The sequence below is a fragment of the Prevotella sp. oral taxon 299 str. F0039 genome (assembly GCF_000163055.2).
GTDB lineage: Bacteria > Bacteroidota > Bacteroidia > Bacteroidales > Bacteroidaceae > Prevotella.
Genome location: NC_022111.1, coordinates 1,557,061 through 1,577,176, shown reverse-complemented (window position 1 = coordinate 1,577,176; position 20,116 = coordinate 1,557,061). Strand labels below are relative to the sequence as shown.

Sequence of the window (20,116 nt, the reverse complement as noted above, 5' to 3'; positions counted from 1 at the left end):
TCTGCATTGTTTATTGTTCCTTTTCTTTTCAACACGCACATTCACCGCCACACAACAAAGCATCAAACCACCATGCGCAATGTGTTTGTTCCGCCACTACTTCGCCAATTCAATTGCTTTCAATACAATTGGGTTGTTTTCATTCAATATTTGATAACACTCCGACATGCCCCATAGATCACGAGCAATCAACGATTTCAATTGAAGTTGAAGCATAGGAATGGTGCGTTGCCATTCTTTTTCGTCCTTATAGGTAATCTTATCTTTCTTAGCCTCATCCACAATACCTTTCAATACATCTTCGGGCACCACAAAACCAGCTTTGAATTGTTCAAAAGTGGGATAACGTTTACGTAACTTTTTACGTTGACTATCATTGTATTTAAAGGCTGCATTCAACACAATACTCTTGCCCCAAAGCTGACGATAGAATGGAGTTGTGCGAGTTGTGTCGAGTGGAACAAACTCATCGGGCATAATACCGCCACCTCCATACACTGTTCTTTTTAAACGAAGAGTTTGAAATTTCAACGAATCGGCAAAGTGAATACTATCTTTATGATACAATTCTCCGTGCTTAAAACGCTTCTCTATATCCATTTCATAGCCCTCTTTATCTCCTTTTGCGTAAGGTTTCTGAATGTTTCTACCTACAGGTGTGTAATAATGAGCAATGGTGATGCGCATCATACTACCATCTTCAAATTCAAAAGGACGTTGAACCAAGCCCTTTCCGAATGATCTTCTTCCGATAATGGTTCCTCTATCATGGTCTTGCATCGCCCCACTTACAATCTCAGCAGCCGATGCAGAGTATTCATTTATCAAGATATAAAGTGGCAAATCCTGATATTTTCCATTGCCATGAGCAGTATATTCTTGCTTAGGAACACGTCTTCCTTGAGTGTAAACGATAAGACTGCCACGTGTTAAGAATTCGTTTGCTATGTCAGCTGCCGATTTTAGATACCCACCGCCATTGTCTTGAAGATCGAGAATCAACTTTGTCATACCCTGTTGTTTCAACTTTTCGAGGGCAACCATCAACTCATCGTAAGTTGTTTCGCCAAAGCTTTCAACACGAACATAACCCACTTGTGGACGAATCATATAAGCCACGTCTACCGTAGTCAAAGGAATTTTATCACGAGTAACAACAAAGGTCAATCTATCTTTTATGCCTCTGCGTTGAATTCCCAATTTAACTTTACTGCCTTTAGGTCCTCTTAGTCGCTTAACTATAGCCTCTCGAGTCATTTTCACGCCCGAAATAACTGTGTCGTTCACCAAAACAATGCGGTCACCAGCCATAATTCCCACCTTTTCCGATGGCCCGTTATTAACGGGTTGTACCACAATAAGGGTGTCGTTAGATATATTAAACTGCACACCAATGCCCTCAAACGATCCTTGAAGTTGCTCTGTAAAGGACTTTGTTTCCTTTGCTGTGGTGTAAGCAGAGTGCGGATCGAGTTCGTTCAACATTCCTCTTATTCCGTCTTCTACCAGTTTTTCAGTATTAACCGTATCTACATAAAGGTTTTTAACTGCCATTACAGCCAGTTGAATTTTACGAAGTGCATCGTTGTTTTTATCGTTTTGAATCGATTGTGCAAAGACATTGATAATCAGTAAACATGCTATTGCAGAAAATATATACTTCTTCATATCTTTATTTTTCAGTATTTCGTTATACAAAGATAGAAAAAAGCACCAAAAGAAAGCCCATTACAAATGTATTTTCTTTGCATTTTTTTACAATTGATTTTCAGTAGTGTAATAAATGCATTGATTTTGTCTTGCAATAGCATTGCAATTACCCCCTAAAAGCATTGACTTTACCATCTAATTGCATTGACTTTATAAAACAATAAAAATCCCACTGGCATCACGCAAGCGGGATTTCATTTGAGGGGATTTAAGTAAGAAACAAATAATATAAAATACATTCCCCTCTCAACTAAACAAGATTTCAATTAAATGAGTTATTTTTGCCCACCTGAAAGGTCACTAACAAACCTCTATGATCGGTAGGCCAAACGCCCAAGGGATAGATATAAGGGTCACTTGAGTGATCTTTTTGAGGTTGAAGGCGCACAACAGAGGTATCAAGTCCAAACAACTTGGCATCTATTGCCTTTAGTCCTTCACCCTTATAATAGATCAAATCGATTCTTTCTCGCTCGTCGGCTTTAGGTGCCCACGTTAGTTTTGCAATGTCTGCATCAGGATTAAAGCAGGGATAAGTAAAGCCTGGGTGAGTTAACACGTTAGGGAATACCACACGATAGCTATCTTTAAAGCCTGCTTTTTCTAATTTCTTTGAGATCGTCCAAGGCACAACAAAACCATGATGGTCGTAGAGTTGCGCTGTAGCCTCGATCCAATCGAGATGCGAAGGCTCATTAAAGTCGCCTCCAAATATCACCAATCGGCCTTTTTCAATATCGTTTCGAGCCTCGTTTAAGAACACCGTTACGGCGTTATCTCGCCACGACAAGTCGTTCAGTTTAAGCAATTGCTCCACGTTTTCAGGTCTTTTGGTTTCTTTCCATGTATATCCATCAACGCCTCTAACATTATAATAGGCGCAATCTAGATAGTCTAAGTGACAGGTATACACGGCTATTTCCTTGCCTTTAACCTTTGTAACCAGCTTATAAACACTGCCATGGTCTTTATTTAAGGGAAAAACTACAACCGAATCGGTGATGGGTGTTCTACTTAAAACGCCCGAATCGTCTGAAAAGAACGAGTAGTAGGCAACGCCTTTCTTACGCAATTCGTTCACCAAACGAGCCGTAAAGTCGGTGTTTCGATAGTTTCTCACCTCGCTAAGTGTAATAAAATCGGGGCGCAAACGGTCTATCTCGTTCACAATAACATCAAATCCACCTTTAATAAGGGTTCCTTCTTGCCAAATATTCCATTGAAGTACGGTGAATTGAAAATTGCTTTTGGCATTGATTTTACATGCAATGAAAAGTATAAAGAGCAATAATCCTATCTTTTTCATATTCTTATTTTTTATTGGTTTCTATCTTTCTTCCAATCTCTTTGGTAATATCAAAGGCATTATAGCCCTTCTTTCGAAGTTGATTTACAAAGGGAATAACTCGCAACTTAAATGCATCATAACTTGTTTTGGTGCCCCATGCACTTTCTGCAATAGCCAAAAGACGAGGGTAAGTCATGTATTCTGCATAGCGTTCTGTGTCGATATATTCAGTCCAAAGATTGCCTTGGATACCCCAAATATACTTACTTGCATCGGTGTTTTCAATCTCTTTGGGCATAGGTTCATACTCATAGGCGTTTCTAAGCAGTGTAAATCCTCCTATTGCACGTGGTTGTGAGCTTGGATTATCTTGATAAGCATCTAGATAATAGCGTTTAGATGGAGTGATAACCACCCTGTGTTGCGCCTTAGCAGCATGCAAACCACCTTGCTCTCCACGCCAAGACATCACCACAGCATTTTGAGATAGCTTTCCACTTTCTTGTATTTCGTCCCAACCAATGATGCTTTTTCCATACTTAGTAACGAAACTATCGATAGCAAGAATTAAGCGTCCTTGCAACTGAAGCGTATCAGTGTAGTTATGCTTTTGCATCATTTGCTTGCATTTAGGGCAGTTTTTCCAAAAGCGCATGGTTGCTTCATCGCCTCCAATGTGTATGTATGGCGCAGGAAATAGCTCCATAACCTCTGTCAAAACCTTCTTTAAAAACACCTCAGTGTCGGGATTTCCCATGCAAAGATCAAAGCCATCGCCCTTTCCTGTGCATGACAATTCAGGATAAACAGCCATCACCTCGTTGCTATGCCCTGGCATTTCGATTTCTGGAATGACCATAATGAAACGCTTTGCAGCATAGTTGATGATGTCTTTTAAATCCTTTTTGGTGTAGAATCCACCATAAGCTCCAGGATAATCAGGCTCACAAAAGCGTCTACCTGCATCAATCCATTCGTCCCAATCGCTATGAGTCCGATAGGCTCCCTTGCGTGTTAGCCATGGAAATTGCTTCATTTCAATGCGCCAACCGCCTCCATCTACAAGGTGAAGGTGTAGCTTGTTGAGCTTAAGCAATGCCATTGCATCGATCTGCTTGTACACAAATTCTTTACTAAAGAAATGTCTTGAGCAGTCGAGCATCCATCCTCTATAATCGTATTTGGGTGCATCTTCGATCACTTGGCATGCTATTCTCTTCGAGAAACAAAGCTGTTGAAGTGTTTGAAGACCATAAAAAAGACCCACATCTGATGGAGAAGAAATAGTGATTTCGTTGGGGGTGATTTCTAACTTGTAGCCTTGCTCTTCGTGAAAGGATAGCTTTTGCGATGCAATAGCAGTGTTATTGAGGCGTAAAAGCTTTGCTTTTCCAGTTGAATTTGTATGCTTTTGCAATTCAGTTAAAATATAGTCAAATTGCTTTCTGTTTCGTCTTGCAGTTTTAGGGTGCCACGCAAGGGGTGCATCTAACTCCGTATAGCCTTGTGTAAGGGTTACTTTTTGAGGTTGAGGAATGACGCCTTGCGCATGAGAAGCACTGAAGAAAAAACAGAAATAACAAAGTGCTACGAGCTTAAAAATATTGAGTTTTGTCATAAAATATCACTTTCTGGGTTAGAACCACACCATCGTTATTTCACAACGGGTTTCTTTTCAAGATTCCAACCCTCGTTGTATTTTTGGTTATTAGGTAGATTTGGGTTGCCAACACCTTTCTTCATCAACTCTTTTAAGTCTTTTAAATGGTATTGATATACCCCTCTTGGAGTGGTATTAAACTGCTTACAAAGAGATGCAGCCATACCAACAACCTCGCCCATCATACCTGTTGTGCGCATAACTCTTATCGCTCCAAGAGCAACATGCGTTACACTTATATTGCGACCAGCCATAAACAAGTTGTCGATATTGCGTGAATAAAGACATCTATAAGGCACAGTGTGAGGATAAAGCACCATTTGTTTGGTGATAGCCTTAAACTCATTACCTGGGAAGTGAATACTGTTTACTGAGTCGGGATAGTGCAAATCTATGCTCCAAGATGTGGGGAACGATGCATCTTCGTGGTCAACCACTTTCGAAAGGTCGTGCTCACTCAAGATATAATCACCCAACAAACGGCGTGACTCACGTTTTCCTGCAACATAAGCAACCCACTCTAATTTATAATTAGCAAACTTCTTGCGGTCTACCGATTGGTTCTTTACATAGCTCCAGTTGCTATATATCACCAACATTCCATAGTCTCTAATCTGCTCAAAGTCGTTAATTTGATTCTTATTCATACCTGTTTCCCAGGTCCAGTCACCACGGAATATCTTCTCTGCAGTAGCTTCTGTAAAGGTAATTCCATAGTTAAACGAAGGGAAAGTGGTTGGCTTTGGTTGCTTAACAGAATACCATTGCACCGAAGAACCCATCACAAGAGAGTCTGCTTTATTAGGAGCTAAGGTCTCATAAAAATCATCTTTACTTTCTCTTCCCATCATATAATCAGCTCCAACCATATAACCTATGGTGCCATCTCCAGTACAATCTACAAAAAGAGGAGCACTGAAAGATATTTGTTGCGCTGTTTCTGTATTTTGAGCAAGTACTGATTGAATTTTGTTTCCTTTGCTTTCGGCTTGAATAGCACGATAGTTCAAGAACAATTCTATATTCTTTTCTGCCTTAACTACCTCGAGTTTTTTCTCGTCGGAATAGTGATAAGCAGGCATTGCATTACCTTCTAAAGTAGGACCAAACTCTTTTTGCAAACCACCTAAGCGTGGGAAAGGACCAATCTCGATCTTGCCACCAAGATGAACACGCACTTCTGAGCTGTTATTTCCACCTAACACAGGGCGATCTTGTATTAAAGCAACTTTCATTCCCAATCGAGCAGCCGACAAAGCAGCACTCATTCCAGCAACACCTCCACCCACTACAACAAGGTCGAACTGCTTCTTTGCAGGCTCTTTTTGTAGATTTGGATTGTGTTTTACTCTGAATTGACCAAGCTCTTTCAAGCTATTAGGAGGTATTGAGGGCGTTGTGGTGAGGAGGATAGCATCGCATCGTCCATCAAAACCTGTGAGGTCGTGAAGCTTTAATGATGCTTTTCCTGTAGGAAGAGACACCTCCCCTGCATATTGCCACATCCATTTGTCGCCCGTTGAGCCTAATGTTGTATTTAATTTCTTATTGTTAATGCTGATAAAGAACTTGCCTGGACCAGTGGTTTTACACCAAGGTGCGGTCCAGTTATAAGTTCTTACATATACATAGTATTTCGCTTTGTCTTTTATTTCGATGTTTGTTTGGGCGTCGTTCACCTTCTTCCCCAGTCCATGAGCAATGAGATAAGGTGATCCCATTTGGTCTATAAACTGCTGATCTACACTCCAACCACCTTTATTTTGAAAGCTTTCAGCCTCAACAAGCACATCACTTGCCAATGCAGAGCTACTTGTTAAAAGGGCAAAGAGGGCAAAAGCGCATCTTTTTATAGTTCTATTTACATTCAAATACATCATCGCTTTATTAATAATCAGCATTTTGCTTAAAGTTAGATACTATTTGAATATCTTTTGAAGGGATTGGCCATAGATATTGACGATTATCCCATTGACGTTGAGAAAGCACCTGAATGAGGCCTGTTGCCTCCATCTTTGTAAAGTCAGGACAACCATTGTTATCTATATCTGGTGTGATAGGCCAAAACCAATTGCCTGTGTTTACCACCTTAGTAAGGCACTCTGTAGCAGGATATAACATGCCATATTGCTTTTGTTTCATCACTACTTCAGCCAAACGCCATCTGATAAGGTCGGCAAAGCGAAGGTTTTCGCCAGCTAACTCCATACGTCTTTCCATGCGAAGTTGCTTTCTCATGTCGGTTTGAGATAAGATGGTGAAAGCTGGATAAGATGTTGTTTGAGCCTTATCTACACCATAAGCACGAGCACGAACTGAGTTCATGGCATCGATAACGGTTGCATCTATCTCGTTTAACTCAATCTTTGCTTCTGCATACATCAACAAAACATCTGCATAACGCATAAGAATAATGGGGTTTTCTGCAGTATATCCATTCTCTAACCACGACTCATCAATTCCCTTTTTCCATGCTAATCCGTTAAAAGAAGCATATTGTTTATTGATACGGGTGTCGTTGTTATATTCTTGTTTACCTGTCTTTACATTCAAAACAGTAGTTGCCGCAGGTGAAGGGTTATAGACATAGCCCAAGAATGGTTCGTTAAATGGAACGATAGTCATTGCACATCGTGGATCACGAGCTTTGAAAGGTTCATGCGAATCGAATAAAGGAGACTCGTCAATGGGCAATCCATCGGTGCAAGTATATGCGGCTAAAAGATTCCAAGAAGGGTCTGTTGAAGCCCAACCCCCTGCATTTCGCACTACTTTATTCTTCACTTGGCCAGCTGTTATCACATCTATTTTCATGTTGATAGAGCGTGGTCGCACGAAAATAAACTCCTTTGAAACCTTTGTATGTTGCAAGAATAGGTCACGATAGTTCTCGTGTAGGGCATAAACACCTAAGTCCATAACTGCTTTAGACGCTGTTGCTGCTGTTTGATAGTCGGCTAAATACAAGGCTATTCGTGCCTTATAAGCCAACGCTGCACCCTTAGTTACTCGGTCGAAGGTAGTTGTTTTGGTAGGAAGAATATTGATAGCATAATCAAAATCCTCATAAACATGCTTTAAAACTTCGTTCTTTGCGGTTCTACCTTTAGCCATTCCCTCAGGGATTGTCAATTCTTCTGTGAAATAAGGAACATCTCCGAAGCGAGTAATAAGGCGTCCATAAGCTACCGCTCTGAAGAAATGTGCCTCCGCAACATATTGCATTACCTCTGCTTTATTTGCGCCTCTGTCTAACGCTTTTTGGTAAGTATTGATGATTCCGTTGGCATAAGAGATCATTTGGAAATTGGTTCTCCAATGCAAACCCACGATCCAATCCTCACTATTGATGGTTCCATTCTCGAAAGCTGTTAAGGCATCACGATACACAGTGTCATCACTCCAGTCTGTTTGGTTGTCTCCTTCTTGTCTCCAATAAGTCATATCATATAGCTTATTCACTGACATTTGGATCTCTTTAGCCGAAGAATACCAGTTTCCTGTTGAGCCACTAGACAACGGATTGAGATCTAAATCATGACAAGAAACAAGACTTAAACTTGTAATTGCAACAAGGAATATCTTTGAAATATATTTATTCATAATAAAATTACTAGAAGTTAATATTTAAACCGAACATTAATGAACGCATAATAGGATAGCCTGCGTCTACCACTTCAGGGTCCCATCCCTTTGGACAGTTATTGAAACTGAACAAATCATTAGCTGAAATATACACACGAAGTGACTTCACAAAGAAGCGATTCACAATGTGCTTAGGAATTGAATAGCCAAGAGTGATGTTCTTACAACGTAGATACCAGCCATTATATAGCCATTGATCAGACATTGAATAGTTTGCATCTGCATTAGAACGAGTGAGTCTTGGATACTTCATTTGCTTGTTTTGTTCGTCTGTGTTATATGAACTCCAATATTGCCCATCGATGAGTTGTGGGAAATTGAGCCAGTTTCCAGGAAGACCTTCCACCATTGATGGGGTCATTCTGTTCCACTTTTCGCCTACACCTTGGAACGAAACATTAAAGTCGAAGCCTTTATATGCTGCGCCAAGTGATAGACCATACAAGAAATGAGGTAGTGAACCCTTCAATAAAACACGGTCATACTCTGCCGAAATAATACCATCTGGAATTCCATTAGGACCTGAAACGTCTTCGTATTGAACGTCACCTACTTTAATATTCTTATTGAGTTTTGCTGAATTATCTAAGGTTGTTTGATCTTGGTAGATACCTTTACTACGATAACCATACCATTGATTAAATTCACTTCCTTCTCTATTGATTTGCGCTCCCACAAATTCTGTACCATTCATGTTGCCCATCACCGATTTATAATCAGATAGGTTGAAAGCTACATTGTATTGAAGTTCGCCAATTTTGTCACGCCAAGACAAATCAAGGTCGAAACCTTTGGTGTGCATTTTACCTGCATTGACATCTGGATTAGCATATCCCATGAAGATAGGGATTTGTAATGCCAACAACATATCTTTGGTATTCTTCTTATAATAGTCGAAAGTAAAGCTCAAACGATTGTTTAAGAAGCGTGCATCAATACCGATATCCCAGCTTTGAGTGGTTTCCCATGTGATGTCTTTCACTGCATATTTGCCTTGAGCGGCAGTGGTGATAGACATGGTTTGACCTGCATTGTACATCAAAGCTCTACCGAAATCGATTGAAGCTTGATAAGGATAATAACTTCCGATACGCTCATTTCCTAACTTACCAGTAGACAAACGCACTTTGAAGTGATTGAGCCAACGCAATGGCTTCATAAAGTTTTCTTCTGAAACAACCCAACCTAACGACAAAGAAGGGAACGAAGCCCAACGTGTTGCACGATTAAATCTAGAAGAGCCATCACGTCTTAAGTTCAATTCTAATAGGTATTTATTAGCATAAGAGTAGTTCATTCTGCTGAAATATGAGCGATATGAATATTCAAGTGCATTACCACCCACCTTTTGATGATCGCTTGGTGCAAGGTCAAGATATGGATAATCCATCAATTCGTAGTTGCTTCCGCTACCCAACATTTTTTCTTCTCTCATGTAGAAATATTCGTATCCTAACAATAAAGAGATATCATGAAGACCAATTGTCTTGTGATAATTACCCAAAGCTTGTGCTGTTATGTCGTAACCTTGCTTTCTTGTTTCTTCTAAAGAGGTTACATAGTGACCACCAAAGTAGCCTACCACCTTGTTAGGATCGTCGGCATTGGTATAAGGAACTTGCTTAACAAAGCTCTTGATGTTGTCGAAACGGAAGTTAGGAGAAGCAATTAAAGATAGTTTTAAACCTTCGATTGGCTTAATGTTCAATTCTCCCTTACCACCAATAGCATATCTGTTGGTTGCTTCAACACCACCTGCTTGAATCTTAGCAAGCATGTTTTCGCCGTCTTTCACGTCACCATAACGACCATCTTGCCAATGAACTGCATAGATAGGAGGAATGTTTCGACCACCATCATCAAATGGATTATGATGTGGAGTCTTTAAACGTGAATAGCTAAAGTTAGCATCTAAATGTGCCTCGATGTATTTATTTAATGAGAAGTCGTTGTTCAAACGAGTCATAAAGCGTTCGTAGTTACGATTAACATACATACCATCGCTCTTGTCGTAACGGAAAGATGCTTTCGACATCACCTTCTTTCCACCACCCATTAAACTGAAAGTGTGTGTTTGACGATTTACGTTTTTATTGTAAAGAACGTCTTCCCAATTAGTAATAGGATATTTATCGGGATTGGTTTTGTTGTTTTGTAGGTAATTAGCAATGAGGTCTTCTGCGTAAGTTTGGAACTTTCCACCTTGTGGATTATCGTTATAACGCAATTCGTTGGTCATCTCCATAAAACGCTTCCAGCCTACATATTTAGGCATAGTGGTTGGTTTATCGAAACCAAACTCGAAGTTATACGACATTTGTAAGTCGTCTGTTTTAGCACGTTTTGTGGTGATAAGCACTACACCTGCTGCAGCTCTTGAGCCATAAATAGCTGCCGATGCAGCATCTTTCAATACAGATAGATTTTCAACATCGTCGGGATTCACCATGTTTATATCACCAGGAACACCGTCGATGATCACCAATGGACTTGTATCACTTAAGGTGGTGATACCACGAATTTGCAATGTTGCATTGCTTTCAGGTGCTCCTCCGTTTCGAGTTACAGTTAAACCTGATGTTGCTCCCTGCAAAGCTGTTGACAAATGAGTAGCGTGACTGTCGCTAATGGTTGTGCTACTCACTGCACTCACCGCTCCTGTTAGGTTCTTTTTCTTCATTGTTCCATAGCCAACAACAACCACTTCTTCGAGTGCTGCTACGTCGTCTTGGAGTACAATGCTCATATTTTTTGAAGCCTTTAGCTCTTTATCTCTCCAACCAATGTACGACACAACGAGTATACTTCCTACTGGAGCATCTATCGAGAACTTACCATCGACATCGGTGATAGTGCGGTTTTGGGTTCCTTTTTGCACGATAGTTGCACCAATAAGTGGCTCGCCTTTGGTGTCGGAAACACGTCCTGTGAGCTTGGTTACAACCTTAGAGGTTTCGCCTTGCTTTGAAAGAATAACGTATTTGTTAGGAGTTAGTTCATATTTCAAGCCATTTTCTTTAGCTAGTTGTTCCAAGAAAAGATCAAGTCTACCACTTTGTTGCGCTAAAGAAACTGTACGATGGATATTTAAGTCCACATCACTATAAACAAACAAAAAGCCTGTTTGCTTTTCAATTTCAGACATCATCTTTTGCACTGTCAATGTCTTTGAAGACAAGCGCACTTGTTGCTGTTGTGCAAACACTGGGGCATTGCCTAACGTAAAGAACAAAAACAATGACAAAAAGGGTTTATTGAAATGTTTTGTTGCTTGCAAAGCACATTTCGCCCACATTGGTTTATTCATATTATTTATCATTTTTAGTTATATTTCTGTTTAGGTATATTTTCTTATTTCGTTGGTGTCTTGGTAGAAGATTGATCGTTTGTTTAGGCTAAGGCATACTTAAATAGATGGTTTGTTGTGCCTTTTGATGTTCGATTTTGAAGTGATGTACCCTACTAATTACATTGAGTATAGTTTCAACGCCATCGTCTTGACGGAATTTTCCGCTATAAACAAAATCGTTGATGGCATTGTTTTTCACCTTAATGGTTACATTGAAACGCTTTTGAAGCACTCCTATTATTTCTGCCATAGATTGTTTTGTAAAGACAATCATACCGTCTTTCCATTCTATTACATCACTATTTGCAACTTCAACAGACATCAAAGTTCCGTTGCAAACTAGCTTATAATTAGGCTGAAGCACCACCCCACTCTCTTCTTTATTCACTTCATACACCTTAACTGATCCTTCAATAAGGGTAACAATACTTTCTTTGTCTTTATAAGCCTCAACATTAAAGATTGTTCCGAGAGCTTTTACACAATGATTATTTGCTGTAACAATAAATGGATGTTCAGGGTCTTTGGCAACATAAAACAAGGCTTCGCCCTCTACTTTCACATTTCGCTCTTGACCAAACATTGAAGGATAAGTTACTTTTGAGCCAGAATTAGCCCACACTTCTGTACCATCGGGCAAAATAAGTTTTGCTCTTTGTCCTACAGGAACAGTTAATGTTTGCATGGCAACTTGTGTTTTATCAAACGAAACTTTATCTAGATAAAGATAACACATCACCGCACCCACCAAAACGGCAGCAATATAACGCCACCAATTGATCTTTTTTATTTCAGGATATTTATCTGTTTCTTTTTTGTTTGCACCTCTAAATGAAGTATATTGAACGTTTTTATCGCTAGAACGAAGAACCATATTCATCAAAGCCTCCATCTTCATTGCGCTTTCGACATCGTGCCTTAGCAACTCATTGGTGTTAACATCGTGCACAAAACGCTCTTTCTCCTCTTTCGATAGTTCGCCTGCTAAATATTTAAATATTCGTTTGTCCATATCAATAGATTGTTTTATTGTTATACGTAGCTATTTAATTTTCCGCTAAAAGGAAAATGTTAAACAAATTAAAATACGTTCTTTTATTTATTGTTATATTTCTCTTTTGTCTTTCAAAATATATCTTTTATGCAAAATGGCACATTTTTTTAGAACCAATTGAACAAGAGGAGATAAGAAAAGCATTGATATTAAGTAATAAAAGCACTGCTTTTGTCTTCCAAACACAATGCTTTTACACTGTAATTGCATTGTTATTACAAGACTTTTAATACAAGGTGGTTAGAGAGATTAAGGGATGTACTTTCGTAAAGAAGTAAGAATTAAAAAGCATATCTACATCTATTTATTATATAGGGCATAAAAAACGAACCCACTATCATTCTATCTGATAGTGAGTTCGCCTATTTTTCAATTTTATTCTGCTGATTTTTATCTCTTAGAAGGCTTTATTTCGAGTCGTATTTTATTCCTCTTTGTCGTCCTCCACTACATCTTCTTCTACCAAAAGGTTATCAATAATGAAGTTTTGACGCTCCATTGTGTTCTTTCCCATGTAGTATTCTAAGAGCTTTTGCACTTGATCTGTCTTATGAAGAGTAACTTGTTCGAGGCGCATTTCGGGTCCTATAAAGTGTACAAACTCATCTGGTGAGATCTCACCAAGACCTTTAAATCGAGTGATTTCGGGTGAAGGTCCAAGTTCATCTATCGCCTTTATACGCTCTTCTTCAGTGTAACAATAACGTGTTATGAAGTCGTTTTTCTTGTCACCTTGCTTTTGTTTATTGCCATTCTCTTCTAAAACGGCTTTATTTTTAATCTTTGTTTTCTTGTTTCTAACACGGAATAAGGGTGTTTGTAGCACATAAACGTGTCCCTTTTTGATTAGTTCTGGGAAGAATTGCAAGAAGAAAGTGATGATTAAAAGTCTGATATGCATACCGTCAACATCAGCATCGGTAGCCACAATAACTTTGTTATAGCGAAGAGAATCGAGTCCTTCTTCAATGTCAAGAGCCGCTTGTAGCAAGTTAAACTCTTCGTTTTCGTAAACCACCTTCTTAGTTAATCCAAACGAGTTAAGGGGCTTTCCACGCAAAGAGAATACCGCTTGAGTATTGACATCACGGCTTTTTGTGATACTTCCACTCGCAGAATCTCCCTCAGTTATAAAGATACAGCTTTTCTCTTTATCGTTATTTTTGCCATCACTATAATGAATTCGGCAGTCACGAAGCTTGCGATTGTGCAGATTTGCCTTCTTTGCTCGCTCCCTTGCAAGCTTTGTTACGCCTGCCATTGACTTGCGTTCACGTTCGCTTTCTTGTATCTTTGCAAGCATTGTTTCGGCAATATCGGCATGTTTATGCAGATAATTGTCTACTTCTGTCTTAACAAAATCACCAATATATTTATTGATGCTCACACCATCATTAGGGCTCATGGTTGTCGAACCCAATTTAATTTTGGTCTGACTTTCGAACATTGGCTCTTCAACATTAATGGCAATGGCTGCCACTAAGCCGTTTCTTATATCGCCATATTCGAAGTTTTTGCCCGAAAACTCTTTGATGGTCTTCGCAATATGCTCTTTAAATGCTGTTTGATGAGTACCTCCTTGGGTTGTATGTTGTCCGTTAACGAACGAGTGATACTCTTCTCCATACTGGTTAGTATGAGTAAATGCGATCTCAATATCTTCGCCAATGATGTGTATAATGGGATAAAGACCATCTGTAGTCATTGTATCTGTAAGAAGATCCGCAAGTCCATTACGACTCATTATGCGTCTTCCATTATACATAATGGCAAGTCCTGTATTGAGATAGGTATAGTTTCTCAACATTGTTTCTATGATATCGTCGTGAAAACGATAGTTTAGAAACAGTTGATTATCGGGTTCAAAGAATATAAAAGTTCCGTTTTCGTCTGTAGTTTTTGTAGTTTTATCGCTTTGAAGAATACCTCGTTCAAATATAGCTGTACGCACTTTGCCATCTCTATACGAACGAACTTCAAAGCGTTTGCTTAGCGCATTGACCGCTTTTATGCCGACTCCGTTCAGACCTACACTCTTTTTGAAAGCCTTGGAGTCGTATTTTCCACCAGTATTCAATACACTTACGGCTTCGATTAGCTTTCCTTGAGGGATACCTCGACCATAATCTCTAACCGAGACGCTTGCATTTTCTGTGATATCTATTTCTATTCGACGACCAGCATTCATCTTAAACTCGTCGATTGAGTTATCAACGACTTCCTTAAGTAATACATATATACCGTCTTCTGGTAACGAACCGTCACCCAATCTACCAATATACATACCGGGACGGGTGCGTACATGCTCCATGTCCGATAAGTGTCTGATGTTGTCATCGGTATATTTTACTTGATCTACCATGCTGATATTGTCTTTAATATTTTCCTTATCACTCTGCATTTAATACCTTTTTATAGCAGTTTCTACGTTTATGCATAACGGGATTAAGGGTCTCCCATTGACTTTGAACATTGGCATTGGTTTCCATTTCCACTTGGGTTTCTCCCCATTCAAATCCGTATGCTTGGTATCTTGGAATGAGATCAGCAAACATAAGGGCGTTAACTCCCTTCATTCTATACTCTGGAAGCACTCCCATTAGCAATAAGTCTACAATCTTTGTCTTATGGAATTTAATCGCTCTTAACAAGTGGAACCAACCAAATGGGAATAGTCTTCCCTTCTTACATTTCTGTAATGCCTCTGAAAGTGAGGGTAATGTAATACCTATTCCCACAAGTTTATTATCCGCAGAAGCATCTTCTACGAGGGTAATAAGACTTAAATCGGCAAATGGGAAATACATATTTATATATTGATCGATTTGCTTTTCCGACAATTCTGAGAAGCCATAAAGATCTTTATAGGTTGAGTTAATCAACTCAAAGATTTTCTTTCCATATCCGCCTTCAAAGACATCTTTCTTCGTTAGCTTTTTAATTCGAAGATTATAACGGTTCTGAATCATCTCAGCTATCTTGGCATACTTCTCTGGAACCGTATCAGGTACAAAGATTTTGTACTCTACATACTTATTATCTACTTCGTAACCAGGAAGGCTTTCCAACAATCTTGGATAGTAATCATAGTTATATATGGTTGGCATTGTGCCTAATTGGTCGAAACCCCATGTCAACATGCCTTCTGGATCCATATCTGTGAAGCCCAAAGGGCCAACGATTTCGGTCATTCCATGCGCCTTACCAAAGTCTTCTACTGCCTTTAATAGAGCCTCAAGAACCTCTTTATCTTCAATAAAATCAATCCAACCGAATCTCACTCGCTTTTGATCCCACTTCTCATTTGCTTTATGATTAATAATAGCAGCAACCCTTCCAACAACTTTGTTATCACGAATTGCAAGAAAATATTTTGCTACACAGAAATCAAAGGCTGCGTTTTTCTCTCTACTTAGAGTATTTACTTCATCACTATATAGATTGGGTACATCATATTCGTTACCTTCATAGAGGTCATAATGAAATTCAATAAAGGCTTTAAGATCTTCTTTTGTCTCAACCTTCTTTATTGTAATGGATGTCATTTATCTGTTATTTTAAATATATAATTTCTACAAAATTAGCAAATTAGTAAAGAATGACCAAATTTAATATCTGTCTTTTATATAATATTACTTGTTTGGTAGCTCTTCATTATTATGAGAGAATACTAATTTCTGGGGACAATGATTACTTATCTGCGCTTGTTCTTCTTTGCTAAAACGATGTAATTTAGGGAAATTAAAACGTAAAAAACGTTCTAATTCTCGTGTCACAGTAGCCTGTAAAGGACCAAATGGCACTTTCACTAAATCGTTTGTTGCCTGCACTTCGATTTTATCTGTCGTCGTGGTGGTATTATTATAATAGGTAGCACGAGTTGCATTAAAAGCACTTTGAGCCTTTACCATACTCTTATAGATATATTTTTTAGGAACAAGACTACATACCACACGAGTAAAAAAACATGCCAAAATATTGCGATTACTTGGATTCTGCACCTTAGGAGTACCAAAATATTTCCACATCCATATCTCTGTTCCTAACAAACAGCACTTCAAAAAGTTCACAACTCCACGATGCACCTTTTGCAACAGGGCATTATCTGGAATTTTATCGAATGGAAACACGTCGATAAATATACCTTGATGCATGGCTATTTCGCTAAAAGTTTCCTCTTTAAAAAGCGTTCCATTTTTCCTAACTTTTGCAAAGTAATAAGGCGTTTTAGGGTCTGTTTCGTAATAAGACAAGAAATATTGTTCGCCAAGAGCAGTGGGTGCAACTTCTAAGAACCTGTTATATTGATCTCGAGTCATACCAATATCGATATCATCGTCCCATGGAAGAATCGCTTCATCATACAAAGCACCTATCGCCGTGCCTCCTATTAGGAAGTAACGAATATTGTGTTCTTCGCAAACTCTTATCGTTTCACAAAAAATATCGTATAGTTCTCGGTGCAAAGCCTGCAATTCTTCTTTTGTATAGGTACGTTTCATCGATTCTTATAGAATTACTTTTTCAATATTTTTGAGCGAAGAAATGCAATGCTCTCGTTCAATATTTGAGCGTGCATAAGCTTCAATGCCATCACATAAAGCGTGCATGCAATTATCAATCTACTTGCAATGAGCAACCAAGGATTGTGCAACGAGGCGGTTAAACAATAGGCAATAACAGCCATAACCAATGCCGTTGCGCCAAAGGGCACTACATCCTTCAAGAAGTTCCAAAGCGAATAGCTGGTTAAACGATTGGTAAAGAAGAACCAAACAAATAACCATGCGATGTTTAATAAGGTATATGCAATCACCATTACACGTATTCCATATATCCAAAGCAAACTCATAATGATGATTTGAACCACTCCTAATCCGAAAGTGCAATAAAAATAGATATTCGATTTGCCCTTACTGATAATCATGTTCGACAACAATGTTGATAAAGGAATGGTCGCTCCGCTAAAGCAAAGAATTTGAATTAGCTCGGCACTATCGAGCCATTTTGCCGTAATCGATACCACAATAAATTCTTTTGCCACCATTCCGAAACCTAAAAGAAGTGGAAACGACACAAAAGAAGTGAAGCGCATTAGCTTACGAAAGGCAAGAAGTTGGCGGTTTTCTTCATCTTTTAAATCTACAAGCATGGGCTGAGCCACTTGGTTCACCATGTTTTGCGCCAACATAAAACACTTAGAGTTCCATTGATAAGCTTGGTTATAGATTCCCGTTGCGTGTGAACTAAAGTAGTGACCAAGCATAATGTTCAAGATATTATTATTGACATGGGTGGTAATTGAGGTTGCAAGTATTTTAAAAGAGAATTTAAACATACTGCGAAGTGGCGAAAAATTGATATTCTTCAACGTTGGACGCCAAGGAGAAAAGTACCACACAATGAGCGTATTAATCAGCACATAAACCAACCCTTGCGTTGCTAACGACCAATAAGCCATACCATTATAAGCCATCACCACACCCGTTATGCTAGACAACAGTACTGCAATCATTCCAGCTTTTGCCTGCTGTTCTGCCATCATATTTTTAAAAAGAAACGCCGATTGAGCTGTTCCAAACGATGCAATGACAATACTCAAAAAAGCATATCTACACAAAGGAACGAGCTTATCATTATGATAGTAGTCGCCAATAAGAGGCGCGCAGAAAAACAACAACAGGTAAAGCGAAACACCCATAATGATGTTAAACCAGAAAACAGCATTGTAGTGAGCCGACGTTGGGGCTTTAAGATTGGCAATAGCAGTGGTGAATCCGCTGTTTTGTAGAGTGGTTGCAATGAGCGAAAAAATACTAATCATTGCCATCATGCCATAGTCTTCGGTAAAAAGAATTCTGCCTAAGATTATTCCGAAGATTAATCCTACGAGCTGTTGAACGGCATTATTCATACCGCCCCATAACAAACCTTTAGTCGTTTTCTCTTTTAATGTCACCATTTATCTACACTATAATAAATTGCAAAGATAAAAACAATTCAATAATTAGTGACTCTTTCAGGTAGATTTAATTGCAAAAAGCAGGCTTTTCATGTTCTCTTAGAGCAAAAAGAGTATTTTTAAGATATGTTCTTTACCCACCCTTGCGCCACAGAAAGAATGTGTTTACCTTACTACTCATTCACTCTTTCAGGCTGTCTAGAATGAATAAAAAGATAGGTTTTGTGCCTATTGTTCTGTTTTTTAAGTACTTTTGCAAATATGAAGGTATATTTCTATCACACACAAGACATTCAACACATTCTGCAACAGATTGAAAAGCAAGAGTTTCCACCACATTTTTTATATGGTGCAACGCTCTTTTCAAAGCACGGAGTTGATGTGGTGTGGCATAAAAGCAAGCTCAACCAAAGTCGTTGGAAGATGATGGTGCGCACCACATGGCGCATACTCACTTGCAAAGAATCGTTCGATGCAGTTTATGCAACACATTATCGTGGATTAGAACTAATTGTTTTCTTGCGAGCACTTCATCTTTTTCGCAAGCCAGTGATTGTTTGGCACCATCAACCCATCATCAAATCGCCCTCAAAGTGGCGTGAGTGGTTGGGCAAATTGTTTTATAAAGGATTCGACGAGTTGTTCTTTTTCTCTCAAAAATTGGTGAACGACTCATGCAAAACAGCCAAATATCCACCTCAAAAGATGCACTTAGGACATTGGGGAGCCGACCTAAAGTTCTACGATTCTATTCGTCATCAAACCCAACGCACAAAGGGTTTCATTTCAACTGGTAAAGAATTGCGAGACATGCCCACTCTTATCAAGGCCTTTAACGCCACCAATGCTCCGTTAGACATTTATATTAACGAGCAGAATGGTGATGTAAATTATAATAAGGTGTTTGCCAATTTAACGCTCAACGATAATATTAAGGTGCATCAATGGAACCGATTAGCACCCTATGAGCTTGCCCTTGAGGTGAATAAAGCCAATTGTGTGGTGATATGTTGCCAAGAATCGAAATACACGGTAGGCTTAACTACGGTGGTAGAAGCACTTGCTTTGGGCTTACCTATTATTTGTAGTCGCAACCCTCAGATACCAATCGACTTTGATAAAGACGGCTGTGGCATCTCAGTTCCTTACTATGATGTAGAAAATTGGACAAAAGCTATTGATTATATCACCCAAAATCCAACCGAAGCTACAGCAATGGGAGCACGTGGAAGAGCTCTTGCTGAACGTGAATATAACAACGAAAAATGCGCTGAAGTAGTTACTCAGGTGATTAAGAAATACGATAAAAAAGCATAATGAATAATGGTTTTTATCGTATTATAACATTACTGCGTTGTTGCATCTATCCCACAACATTTCTATTTCACCCCCATTATTCATTTCCTTTTCTTTATTAGCCAACCTTTTATTGCATCTCCTTTTAGAAT

At 39.0% G+C, this 20,116-nt stretch carries 12 protein-coding genes; 1 reads left to right on the top strand and 11 read right to left on the bottom strand.

Annotation, left to right across the window (positions count from 1 at the left end):
* Nucleotides 1-96: 96 nt before the first annotated feature.
* The 11 genes from HMPREF0669_RS09130 to HMPREF0669_RS09075 form a co-directional block, all read right to left on the bottom strand.
* Nucleotides 97-1,668 carry a S41 family peptidase gene (locus HMPREF0669_RS09130; protein ID WP_020967404.1) on the bottom strand — a complete coding sequence of 524 codons (1,572 nt, stop codon included), beginning with the start codon at nt 1,666-1,668 and terminating at the stop codon, nt 97-99.
* 304 nt (nt 1,669-1,972) lie between these two features.
* The gene (locus HMPREF0669_RS09125; protein WP_020967403.1) at nt 1,973-3,016 is read right to left on the bottom strand and encodes an endonuclease/exonuclease/phosphatase family protein; all 1,044 of its coding nucleotides are present in this window, start codon (nt 3,014-3,016) and stop codon (nt 1,973-1,975) included.
* Between the two features lie 4 nt (nt 3,017-3,020).
* On the bottom strand, nt 3,021-4,616 hold the full coding sequence (locus HMPREF0669_RS09120) for a beta-N-acetylhexosaminidase (RefSeq protein WP_009228244.1): 1,596 nt from the start codon (nt 4,614-4,616) through the stop codon (nt 3,021-3,023).
* A 35-nt stretch (nt 4,617-4,651) separates the two neighbouring features.
* Nucleotides 4,652-6,535, bottom strand: a complete 1,884-nt coding sequence (locus tag HMPREF0669_RS09115; protein WP_051148224.1) for an FAD-dependent oxidoreductase — start codon at nt 6,533-6,535, stop codon at nt 4,652-4,654.
* A gap of 10 nt (nt 6,536-6,545) precedes the next feature.
* Nucleotides 6,546-8,261, bottom strand: a complete 1,716-nt coding sequence (locus tag HMPREF0669_RS09110) for a RagB/SusD family nutrient uptake outer membrane protein (RefSeq protein ID WP_009228242.1) — start codon at nt 8,259-8,261, stop codon at nt 6,546-6,548.
* Nucleotides 8,262-8,271: 10 nt separating this feature from the next.
* A complete protein-coding gene (locus HMPREF0669_RS09105; protein WP_051148223.1) occupies nt 8,272-11,610 on the bottom strand; it encodes a TonB-dependent receptor in 3,339 nt (1,112 codons plus the stop codon).
* Between the two features lie 88 nt (nt 11,611-11,698).
* On the bottom strand, nt 11,699-12,664 hold the full coding sequence (locus HMPREF0669_RS09100) for a FecR family protein (RefSeq protein ID WP_009228240.1): 966 nt from the start codon (nt 12,662-12,664) through the stop codon (nt 11,699-11,701).
* Between the two features lie 466 nt (nt 12,665-13,130).
* Nucleotides 13,131-15,107 carry a DNA topoisomerase IV subunit B gene (locus HMPREF0669_RS09090; RefSeq protein WP_020967399.1) on the bottom strand — a complete coding sequence of 659 codons (1,977 nt, stop codon included), beginning with the start codon at nt 15,105-15,107 and terminating at the stop codon, nt 13,131-13,133.
* Nucleotides 15,097-16,251, bottom strand: a complete 1,155-nt coding sequence (locus HMPREF0669_RS09085) for a hypothetical protein (RefSeq protein WP_009228238.1) — start codon at nt 16,249-16,251, stop codon at nt 15,097-15,099. The genes HMPREF0669_RS09090 and HMPREF0669_RS09085 overlap by 11 nt, the downstream gene beginning before the upstream one ends.
* Before the next feature lie 87 nt (nt 16,252-16,338).
* Complete coding sequence (locus HMPREF0669_RS09080; protein ID WP_009228237.1) at nt 16,339-17,208, bottom strand: phosphorylcholine transferase LicD; 870 nt, start codon at nt 17,206-17,208, stop codon at nt 16,339-16,341.
* Nucleotides 17,209-17,222: 14 nt separating this feature from the next.
* A complete protein-coding gene (locus HMPREF0669_RS09075) occupies nt 17,223-18,668 on the bottom strand; it encodes a lipopolysaccharide biosynthesis protein (RefSeq protein ID WP_020967398.1) in 1,446 nt (481 codons plus the stop codon).
* A gap of 261 nt (nt 18,669-18,929) precedes the next feature.
* On the opposite strand from HMPREF0669_RS09075, the gene HMPREF0669_RS09070 reads away from it, so the two are divergent.
* Nucleotides 18,930-19,985, top strand: coding sequence for a glycosyltransferase (locus tag HMPREF0669_RS09070; RefSeq protein ID WP_020967397.1), 1,056 nt, complete (start codon nt 18,930-18,932; stop codon nt 19,983-19,985).
* Nucleotides 19,986-20,116: the final 131 nt, after the last annotated feature.

Coding starts and splice junctions, on each gene's coding strand:
- HMPREF0669_RS09110 (WP_009228242.1), bottom strand. CDS start 8,261: ATGAATAAATATATTTCAAAGATATTCCTTGTTGCAATTACAAGTTTA.
- HMPREF0669_RS09070 (WP_020967397.1), top strand. CDS start 18,930: ATGAAGGTATATTTCTATCACACACAAGACATTCAACACATTCTGCAA.
- HMPREF0669_RS09085 (WP_009228238.1), bottom strand. CDS start 16,251: ATGACATCCATTACAATAAAGAAGGTTGAGACAAAAGAAGATCTTAAA.
- HMPREF0669_RS09120 (WP_009228244.1), bottom strand. CDS start 4,616: ATGACAAAACTCAATATTTTTAAGCTCGTAGCACTTTGTTATTTCTGT.
- HMPREF0669_RS09100 (WP_009228240.1), bottom strand. CDS start 12,664: ATGGACAAACGAATATTTAAATATTTAGCAGGCGAACTATCGAAAGAG.
- HMPREF0669_RS09080 (WP_009228237.1), bottom strand. CDS start 17,208: ATGAAACGTACCTATACAAAAGAAGAATTGCAGGCTTTGCACCGAGAA.
- HMPREF0669_RS09125 (WP_020967403.1), bottom strand. CDS start 3,016: ATGAAAAAGATAGGATTATTGCTCTTTATACTTTTCATTGCATGTAAA.
- HMPREF0669_RS09115 (WP_051148224.1), bottom strand. CDS start 6,535: ATGTATTTGAATGTAAATAGAACTATAAAAAGATGCGCTTTTGCCCTC.
- HMPREF0669_RS09075 (WP_020967398.1), bottom strand. CDS start 18,668: ATGGTGACATTAAAAGAGAAAACGACTAAAGGTTTGTTATGGGGCGGT.
- HMPREF0669_RS09130 (WP_020967404.1), bottom strand. CDS start 1,668: ATGAAGAAGTATATATTTTCTGCAATAGCATGTTTACTGATTATCAAT.
- HMPREF0669_RS09090 (WP_020967399.1), bottom strand. CDS start 15,107: ATGCAGAGTGATAAGGAAAATATTAAAGACAATATCAGCATGGTAGAT.
- HMPREF0669_RS09105 (WP_051148223.1), bottom strand. CDS start 11,610: ATGAATAAACCAATGTGGGCGAAATGTGCTTTGCAAGCAACAAAACAT.